The organism is Candidatus Cloacimonadota bacterium, from assembly GCA_034661015.1.
In the GTDB taxonomy this organism is placed as follows: domain Bacteria; phylum Cloacimonadota; class Cloacimonadia; order JGIOTU-2; family JGIOTU-2; genus JAYEKN01.
The window spans coordinates 6,720-16,114 of record JAYEKN010000135.1; the positions used below are offsets into that span (position 1 = coordinate 6,720).

Sequence of the window (9,395 nt, forward strand, 5' to 3'; positions counted from 1 at the left end):
TTCGGTTAAAATTGCCACAACATCTATAATGGAGAAAAACCATTTTTCTAAAGTTTCATCCCAATGAGTTCTTACTTTTTGCTCTTGGAAAATTTGGATTTTATTTTGTTTGCTCATATCTTATTCTTCATTGTTTCCATTTTTCTTGGTTTTAATTTCAGTCCGTGACAATTTGTCACGATCTCACTTCCTTCGGCTTTTAGTCGTTGTTTCAGCTTTTCCCAAAACAGCTTACTCTCCCCACCAAAGCAGAGGTTTCAATAATCTCACAAATTCTATTCTCTCATCTTCCGTCATTTGTTTCACATCGGTTTTGATTTTTCTCTCATCTTCTCCGTCCAGCAGGATTACGCTTTCTTTTGTTATTTTCTTTATCGGAAGTCCGAAAAGGTTAGATAACGTTTCAGGCAGATCGATGTTCGGATAAAGATTATCAAAATTAAGTTGTATTTCTTCTTTCTTTGTTATCATCTAACTTCTCAATTTTTGTTTCTTTGTGTTCGAAAATTATCTTTCATTTTTCGTTATTCTGTTTTTGCTTTAAATGACCAACATCAAAATAAAAATAATGCGTTGCACCGGTTTTATCATCTTGAATTTCTACATTTATGCTTTGGAACAGAATATCGGATTTAACATAGTAAAGCATATGAGTTTTCCAGAATAGAACCACATCTTTGTTGTCTGTGTAAACTTTTTCGTAAACTCTTTGCCAGTTTGCGGTTTTCACAAAATATACGCTTCCGCTTTCGGAAAAATATTTCTCAAAGAAAGAATACAGTTTATCGAAGAATTCTTCTTTGAAACCTTCGATCAGATTGTTTTGGGAAATTTTAAATTTAAATTTTTTGATTATTTGCCGGTAATATTTTTCTTTGATTTTAAGGAGATTAACATATCCGCTATCTCCTTCGACTTTTGCTCCGGTAAAGATGTTTTCCAGAGCATCATAAAATTTCTTTTCGTTAATCTTCATATCAAATCCTCAATTTCATAAAATCCGTTATTTGCTATTCATAATTTATTTTAAAATGGTACCCCGGACAGGAATCGAACCTACGACCTGCGGTTTAGGAAACCGCTGCTCTATCCTTCTGAGCTACCGGGGCACTGGTTTAATAATTTTAATGAGGAGATATTATGTCAATTTTCTCGGCAGAGATAATTTTTTTTACTTTCCCCAAAACATTTACAAGGAGTTCACCTTTGGGGGAAACGCCGGTAACTTCACCCCGCAATTCCTCGTTGCCGAGCTCAACCTTAATCTTTTTTCCAAAAAGGTAATTGTAATCATTATAATAATTTTGGAAATGTTCAAATCCATTTTTTTTATACAATTTTAAATCATTCGCAAAAATTTGCAGAAAATGTTTGAGGATTTTTTTAAGTTTAATTTTTTTGCTTGTTTCCATATAAAGAGTTGTGGCAATTTTTTCTAATTCTTTTGGCATTTGCTTTTGATTTACATTCAATCCTACTCCGATAATTGTCGAATTTTGGGAAGATGAGGTTAAAATGCCGGCAATTTTTTTATCTTTCCAAAAAAGATCATTCGGCCATTTGATGAATAAAGGAGCAGATGAGAAAATGCTTTTTATAGTTTTGTGTAGAGCAATACTTGTTAGCAAAGTAACATTTGATTGATACTGTTTTCCTGCGAGAACCATCGTGAACCAAAGTCCCCCTTTTGAGGACGCCCATTTTCTACCCAACCTGCCTTTGCCGTCTTTCTGCTCACGAGCAACAATAACAAAATTTTTCTTACTTTTTTGTTTAAGCAATTTTTTTGCAAAAACATTGGTAGAATCCAATATTGGATAAAATTTTATCACTGGAAAGAATTTTGATTTCATTATGAAATTTATTGATCCGTTTTTGTGTTATTGATGGCACAATTTTATATGTTTGTCAACATGGACGAAAAATTTAGCACCTAAACTGGAATTTACAAACAAAAACCAATAAATCTGCAACGTCCCATCCATCGGGATTTATGATGGTAAAAAATGTGGTGGGAAAATTTATGGGATAAAATTTGGTTTCCTATTTGGAAATAACAGCCAAGTTGGGGCTTGGAAAAAATATGCATTCCCAATCCGCCAGCTGACGGATGGGAACGAGAGGCGATGGAAGTTGATGACTTATAAAGGGCGATGCGGTTCTTACGTATTCGCTGAAGGCAAAAAATAATGATTTGATTGACTGAAATGTGATTCCTGATAATTTTGGTGTTATTATGATAAATAAAAGTATGGTTATTACTGATCTGGATGGCACACTGTTGAACAATAACCAGTCAGTTAGCAGAATAGATTATCAAACATTTTGCAATTTGGGAGAGCAAAATATCCTCAGGGTTATTGCAACAGGACGAAGTCTTTATTCTCTGCACAAGGTGCTCCGAGACGATTTTCCCATTGATTATGTGATTTTCTCATGTGGTAGCGGAATTATGGAATGGAGCAGTAAAAAAATTATCCGTTCACACCAAATAAAAACAAAGAATGTTATTCACATCTCTGATTTTCTTGTCGAAAACGGTTTTGATTTCTCAATACAAAAAACAATTCCCCAAAATCACCATTTTGTCTTTCACTCTACCGGCAATCATAATCCTGATTTTGTCAGGAGATGCGAACTCTATCGGGAATACTGTTCGCCTATTTGTTTTAATCCCAAAAATTTCCAAGAAGCAAGCCAAATAATAGTCATTGCACCGGATAATCTTTCTCTTTATCATAATTTGAGACATGAATTTTATCAATACAAAATTATTCGAACCACTTCCCCTTTAGATGGAAAATCTCTTTGGATTGAATTCTTACCCAAAAATGTTTCCAAAGGACACGCGGTAGAATGGTTGTGTGAAATACTCGGAATACGGCAAGAAAAAACGATCGGAATCGGCAATGATTACAATGATCTTGATTTTCTCAACTGGACAGAAAGAAGCTTTATGGTTGAAAATGCTCCCCAAGAACTCAAAAAATTATTTTCTTTTACAGCAAGTAATCAAAATAATGGGTTTAGTGAAGCATTGAGGGATTTGGGGATGGTAGGTTTAGATTAGGGGCTTGGAGAATTAGCTCTATATTATTTGTTCCTCCATGTTTATTCCCCTTTCCCGGATGATTATAGTTTTTGAAGCAAATACATCACAACTTCGCAAAATGGCTATCACCGGTTATCAGTTATTTCTTCAACCAAAATTCTTGACATAAAAACAAGAGAATTGAAATTTCGTCTCACTATTTGCGGGAATAGCTCAGTGGTAGAGCTCTACCTTGCCAAGGTAGACGTCGCGGGTCCGAATCCCGTTTCCCGCTCCATTTTTTGGCGACATAGCCAAGTGGTAAGGCAGGGGTCTGCAAAATCCTTATTCCCCGGTTCAAGTCCGGGTGTCGCCTCCATTTTATATTGCCGGAGTGGTGGAATTGGTAGACACAAGGGACTTAAAATCCCTCGGGCTTTAATGCCTGTGCCGGTTCAAGTCCGGCCTCTGGTACCAATATAGAACCCGTCGTTTTCGGCGGGTTTTTTTTCTTAATTAAAGTCTGTCCGTAAACTCACAATTTTGCAATGATTCTCCGCAAGTAATTCGACGCAGATAAACACTGATTATGCTGATAAGGGCTGATACTACACTTTTTATAATTAAATTTTTTATCTTGCGTAAATCATTTTCTTCAGCGTTCATCTGCGTCGAATCCCGACTTTACGAACAAACACTAATTACCCACTAATCAATTTTTTTTACAGGAAACACTATCCGGAAATTTGTTCTTTTTCCAACTTCAGATTCACAAGTTATTTCACCCCCATGATCTGTTACGATCCCATAAACTATCGAAAGACCGAGCCCCGTACCTTTTCCCACCTCCTTGGTGGTAAAAAAAGGTTCAAAGATTTGCTCTTTTATCTCTTTGGGAATTCCCATTCCGTTATCACTAAAGTTTAAAATAATGCAATTTTCCTGAAAATCGTTAGTAATCGAAATTTCTATTTCCGCATCAGTCTCATTTTTTTCCAGAGCGTGAATGGAATTTTGGAACAGATTTAGAAACACTTGTTCCATCTGATTTGGGTTGGCTTGAACATCCGGTAAATCTTTTTCAATCTTTTTGTTTAATTTAATCTGATGATGTTTAAATTTTTCGCCAAGAATTAGCAAAGAATTTTCCATTACTTCATTCAGATTAACGTCAACAGTATATTTGTCATCTGCTCTGCCAAATATTCGCAAATGCTGGATAATACTCACTATTCTTTGAACTTGGATTTCGCTATTTTGAAGTCCTTGAATAGCGTCTTTTTTATCCACATCATTTAGTTCAAAATCTTCGAGAAGCGTTTGAATAATCGTATTAATATAAAACAGGGGTTGATTTATCTCGTGAGCTATGCCAGTGGCAATTTCTCCGAGTGAAGCCATTTTGGATTGAGAAAACATTTTCAACTCAAGCTCTTTTGATTTTTTTTCGGCAATTTTCTGTTCTGTAATATCCCGAAAAATGCCGAGTGTGCCGATAAATACCGATTTTTTATCATACTGTGGGGTGGCAGTAACTACGATATTTCTGATTTCTCCATCGGGCCTGATGATTTCAATTTCGTAAGTAGATTTTCTCCCTTTTTTACTGATACTTGTGTGATTTTTTACCTTTGAGAGATTTTTTGCATCTACAAATTTATCAAATTTTGTTCCGATTATACTTCGTTTTTTTAGACCAAATATTTTTTCAGAAGTTTTATTGACCATAAGTATTTTTTCGTCAGGATTCAAAAACAAAATACATTCACCCACATTTTCAAAAAGATTGCGATATTTTTCTTCTGCCTTTTTCTTTTCATAGACTTCATTTTGCAATTTATGAGTAAGTGTAATCAGATCTTTTGTTCTTTCCTTCACCCGTTTTTCCAGATTATCGCGTGATTCCTGTAATTGTTGGCGATATTGCATTTTTTTTATAGCATTTCCCAATTCTTGACCAATAGTGATCAGGGTATTTCTTTCAAAATCAGAGAATTGATATTCACTGTTTTTCATAATAGTCAAAGCACCAATAACAACTTTACCGGCAATGAGGGGGATGCTTACCAAAGCTTTGATACCATATTTTTGCGAAATATACGGACGAATTTCAGCGTAATTTCCAAGGATGATCGCCTTTTGTGTTCCAAAAACCGAAAGGTGTGGTTCTTCGTGAATATTTATCTTTCTCACTTTTTTCATCAATTTATAATCAATATTCTTAGAATAAAAAATTTCTGCAACGTCTGCATTTTCTTTACGAAGATAAATCCCACCTCTCTCGAAATCGAGAAATTCCAAAGTTCGATCAAGAATGATCTCACTAAGTTCTGCCAAGTTGTCAATTCTATTCGCAGCAATGGTAATTTCTTTGATAATTATAGCTCTTTTTCTCGCCTCTTCTCTCATTCTCTCAATAATAGTTTTCTCGGTAATATCTTGGGAGATCCACAACAATACTTCTTTGTCATTCCAGATTGCCGTATTAATTGTTGTTTCAACATAAACGCGAATTCGCCCTTTGGTAATAAGCGGAATTCTGCAAGTTTGTATATCAACGGATGACATATCAGCCAAGATACTTTCCGTTTCTTTTCTTTGGTCTTGGGGATAGAGGAAAATGACATTTTGTCCGACAATCTCTTCTTCGCTATAACCGAGCATGTCGGGCACAATTTTATTTACCTTCAGAATTATTCCTTTTCTGTCAAGAATAAAAATAAGATTTTTAATGCTATCGAAGAGAGTGCGGAAATTGTCTCTGCTTTGTTTGATTTTTATTTTAGCTTCTTCTAAAGTCTGAATTTGCTCAGTAGAAATCGGCATAAATTCTCCCACACTTTTATTCCGTAATGCAATCATCCTTAATTGCAACGATATTTATTTTCATATTAAAACCAAACGAAAAATCAGTGAGAATAGAAAATTTCGAGAAAATCCTAAGTCAATCCGCCAGCCGGCGGATTAACTCAAGATTTTCCCATTGCGTTTTATCACAATTATCTCATCAGGATCATTTTCCTGACAATTTTTTTATCATCAGTTTTAAATATATAGTAATAAATCCCATCTCCAACCGGTTTTCCGTTGCTTGTTCCATCCCAAGCAAAACTATAGACTTCGTTACCAGCGAGATCGTCATTGAGCAGCCGTGCTACCAATTGCCCCTTGATATTGAAAATGGATAATTCTACGTGGGAAGGATCTTGTAGGCTAAATGAAATTTGGGTTGAGTGGCTAAACGGGTTGGGGAAATTTCCGTTTAAAGTTGTAATTTTCACTTCACCATTTGCTGATAATGATTCTAAAATAAAATCAATATTAGAAGTAGTTTGATCAACAAAAACAATTACATTTTCGATTGTTTGTGATTCATAATCTTCTAAAGATGCTGTTACCTCATAGATTCCCGGATCAATTTCAAGAGAATAATTACCGTCCGAATCCGGATTTGTGAGGAATCCGCATACTTCGATCACAACATCTTCCACATTTCCGCTTCCGTTGGACAAGGTTACGGTTCCCTCAATAGTTCCTGATTCTCCCTGAATTATATCGAAGAATGTGAGGTATTTTGTAATTAATAATTCTCGCGTGGAAGGAGCTAGAATTCCCCCAAATTCAAAAGAAATTCCCACAGTTTTATACATCCCCGGAGCATTGGAAACTCCGCATCCGTAAGATGGGCTTTCATTCATAAATATCTGCACAGCATCATTTTCCGGTTCTATGTGATCTATCGAAATATTTTCACCGGAATAATTAAAACTGATTCCATGAGCAAAAGAACCATCCTGTCCGAGAATTGTATTCAAATCATTAGAACCTTCTGCTGTTGCATTTATACCAAACATGCCGTGAACTGTTGTTACATTTCCAGAAAACCATGTATTTCCGCCCTCCATATATAAATTTCCGCCATCAGCCAAATACCAGGCAAGATCCAGTCCTTGTGCATCGCTCAGGTCGTAAGAATCATCACCCATACCAAGACACACGAAAATTGATGAATATTGATCCAAATCAAAGGTGGGGAAACTTGTTAGATAATTTCCATTTATGCCAATATTCTCCATTGTTTCGACAATAATTGGGCCGGAACTCGTATTTTCATCTAAATCAATTACCAAATATGGGACTCCACCAATAAACAGTTCAAACCCACCTGAAGCGGTATAACCCACTTCATCCGTTACCTCGAATGTAAAACTTGCAAGGTGCCCAATTGGCGGTTGAGGATCTGCGGTAACGCTGAAACTCCTTACTGCACTATCCTGTGCGGAAATAGTATCGTAATTATTTTCCGCGTTATTTATTGTTATGTACGGGTCATTAGACGATAATATGCCTATCGCATTATTTGAATTTGATGTTCCGATATTATTTACTTGAATATTAAAATCCACAGTTTCACCGGGATCAAGCCTTTGGTTGTCATTCCCCCCGGGAGCAGGGTCGGAAATAGTATAATCACCATATTCGAGGATAGGAGCATGGCATTCAATGTCGAAACTGCTTGTCCAAGTAGAATCTCCACAACTGGCATTCACTTCAAATTCAACGATATGCTCATCCGGAATTATTTCATCCACTTCAAAAGAAAAAGCATCTATCAGCGTTATTATTTCAAATGGAGCAATATCTCCGTAATTTTGTAAACCATCTATTATAGTGATGTATTCATCCGAAGTTGTTATTTCTACTACTACATTTAAAGCTTCGTCAATTCCCACATTAAATATTCCCATACTCAAACTAATCAATTCTCCATAATCCACGAGCCCGTTGTTATTGCCAGCCGAATCATCTATTTCGTGAGAATAGTATTTTACATAAGGTCCATTTATTGGAACTACAGGAATATGCTTTTCATATCTATAATAATTTTGTTTCGTTATAACGAGATCAACTACTGTGGGGGGAATTTGCGGTTCGATTGCGATTTCTACCGGAGCACCGGTCCCTTCTGCTGTTCCCAATATTTCTCCATCAACGGAAAGGGCAATGAACGAACTATCCGTGGCGGTTATCGTAAAAAAATCCGCACCACTTAAGATTACCGAATCATGTTCTGCGGATAGATATTGTGGCATTTCGGTAAATACAGTTGAGAATGCATCACCATGGTGATGAAAAAGATAGTAAGTTACTTCCTTGTTGTTTGTATTATAGGGCCAACTGGATTGTTCCAAAAAATATTTACCAGCTGCATTGGCAAATGCGGGTAAGATTCCACGCGGTTCGGGATAAGAACCATAATTGGGCAAAAAATCAGGCCACATATTGTCTAACATCCCCCAAACATAAGTATCATTCACAAAGGAATACGAGACTTCAGAGGCAGCGATAATGCCAAGAGCACCGTGCTGCATTCTGTGCATTGCTTCTGCAAAACATTGTCCGGGAGCATTGAATTTTCCGGTTAGACAATTTATCGAAAAAACAAAGACAAGCAAATCGTTACTCAAGCCACTAAGATCGCTAATTCCATAATTTGGTTCTCCCCAACCACTCACTCCGCCATGATCACGGTGCAAGATCATGTAAGCACCGCCGTTGATTGCATTGTTCACATCATTTGCTGTTCCACCATAGAATCCACCAAGTTCAGCGGGTGTGGCTGGAATATATCCAAGCCCATTCGGACCAAAATAATTTAGAATCGTGCTTGTGTTCATAGCAGTTGACCACGGATCTGTGTTCGGATTTCCACCGTAAACCGCATTAATCCTAACTTGATCTTTTCCGAGCTCATTATGCCAAAAGCCGCCAACGGTTTCCGCACATATTTGAAACCAGCGTTCAGTCTGCCAACCGCAGGCAGTTATGGGATGATCATAAAAATCCTGACTAACCGGCGGACTACGTTCATAATCAATGAACTTACAAATCATATTGTCGAGTTCAGCAGAGTTTCGGGCAGTGATCCTCGCTAGAATAACATCGGGAAGATCATCATTGTCCACATCAGCATACACATTATCAGAAACACAATATCCATTCCAGGTAGGAGAGATAACTGTATTTCCGGTAGTTCCATAATCACCGAGAATCAATACGGCAACCGGTGGAATATCCCAGTTGTCATACGCATCATCAATATAATTTTCAATCAAATTGGCGTTATTTCCACCAATATCGGCAGTAGTAACTATCTCGGAAGAGATTCCCTGCATTGTGCGAAATACTCTGATAGAATCTGCCCATTCAATAAAGTCAGCATCATCAGGGCAAATAATTACATATTCAGAACCTGTTTCACGCGTGCGATTGTTATAATCAATTTCAGGGATTGATTCGGAATTTAAGACCATATCGTTAACAATAGGGTCCCACCATTTGCTGCGAAGTCTATCTTCACCAA

6 protein-coding genes and 4 tRNA genes are annotated in these 9,395 nt (G+C 36.8%); 4 read left to right on the forward strand and 6 right to left on the reverse strand.

Annotated elements, in window-relative coordinates; all coding sequences use genetic code 11:
• Positions 1-231 precede the first annotated feature (231 nt).
• From U9P79_05505 to U9P79_05520, 4 genes are all read right to left on the reverse strand, one after another.
• A complete protein-coding gene (locus U9P79_05505) occupies positions 232-471 on the reverse strand; it encodes a hypothetical protein (GenBank protein MEA2104083.1) in 240 nt (79 codons plus the stop codon).
• A 43-nt stretch (positions 472-514) separates the two neighbouring features.
• Positions 515-976, reverse strand: coding sequence for a hypothetical protein (locus U9P79_05510; protein ID MEA2104084.1), 462 nt, complete (start codon positions 974-976; stop codon positions 515-517).
• Positions 977-1,032: 56 nt separating this feature from the next.
• Positions 1,033-1,109, reverse strand: a tRNA-Arg gene (locus U9P79_05515).
• A gap of 15 nt (positions 1,110-1,124) precedes the next feature.
• Positions 1,125-1,853, reverse strand: a complete 729-nt coding sequence (locus tag U9P79_05520) for a biotin--[acetyl-CoA-carboxylase] ligase (protein MEA2104085.1) — start codon at positions 1,851-1,853, stop codon at positions 1,125-1,127.
• Between the two features lie 383 nt (positions 1,854-2,236).
• Between U9P79_05520 and U9P79_05525 the strand changes: the two genes are divergently transcribed.
• The 4 genes from U9P79_05525 (at position 2,237) to U9P79_05540 (ending at position 3,508) form a co-directional block, all read left to right on the forward strand.
• A complete protein-coding gene (locus U9P79_05525; protein ID MEA2104086.1) occupies positions 2,237-3,070 on the forward strand; it encodes an HAD hydrolase family protein in 834 nt (277 codons plus the stop codon).
• Between the two features lie 184 nt (positions 3,071-3,254).
• A tRNA-Gly gene (locus U9P79_05530) sits at positions 3,255-3,329 on the forward strand.
• Positions 3,330-3,335: 6 nt separating this feature from the next.
• Positions 3,336-3,410, forward strand: a tRNA-Cys gene (locus U9P79_05535).
• Between the two features lie 9 nt (positions 3,411-3,419).
• Positions 3,420-3,508, forward strand: a tRNA-Leu gene (locus tag U9P79_05540).
• 231 nt (positions 3,509-3,739) lie between these two features.
• On the opposite strand, the gene U9P79_05545 is transcribed toward U9P79_05540, so the two are convergent.
• Together U9P79_05545 and U9P79_05550 are read right to left on the reverse strand one after the other, a co-directional pair.
• The gene (locus U9P79_05545; protein ID MEA2104087.1) at positions 3,740-5,857 is read right to left on the reverse strand and encodes a PAS domain S-box protein; all 2,118 of its coding nucleotides are present in this window, start codon (positions 5,855-5,857) and stop codon (positions 3,740-3,742) included.
• A 173-nt stretch (positions 5,858-6,030) separates the two neighbouring features.
• On the reverse strand, positions 6,031-9,395 hold a 3,365-nt coding region (locus U9P79_05550), incomplete at its 5' end, for a C25 family cysteine peptidase (GenBank protein ID MEA2104088.1).

Bases quoted from the DNA above. Each gene is read 5' to 3' on its own strand.
- U9P79_05505 (MEA2104083.1), bottom strand. From the start codon at position 471: ATGATAACAAAGAAAGAAGAAATACAACTTAATTTTGATAATCTTTAT.
- U9P79_05510 (MEA2104084.1), bottom strand. From the start codon at position 976: ATGAAGATTAACGAAAAGAAATTTTATGATGCTCTGGAAAACATCTTT.
- U9P79_05520 (MEA2104085.1), bottom strand. From the start codon at position 1,853: ATGAAATCAAAATTCTTTCCAGTGATAAAATTTTATCCAATATTGGAT.
- U9P79_05525 (MEA2104086.1), top strand. From the start codon at position 2,237: ATGATAAATAAAAGTATGGTTATTACTGATCTGGATGGCACACTGTTG.
- U9P79_05545 (MEA2104087.1), bottom strand. From the start codon at position 5,857: ATGCCGATTTCTACTGAGCAAATTCAGACTTTAGAAGAAGCTAAAATA.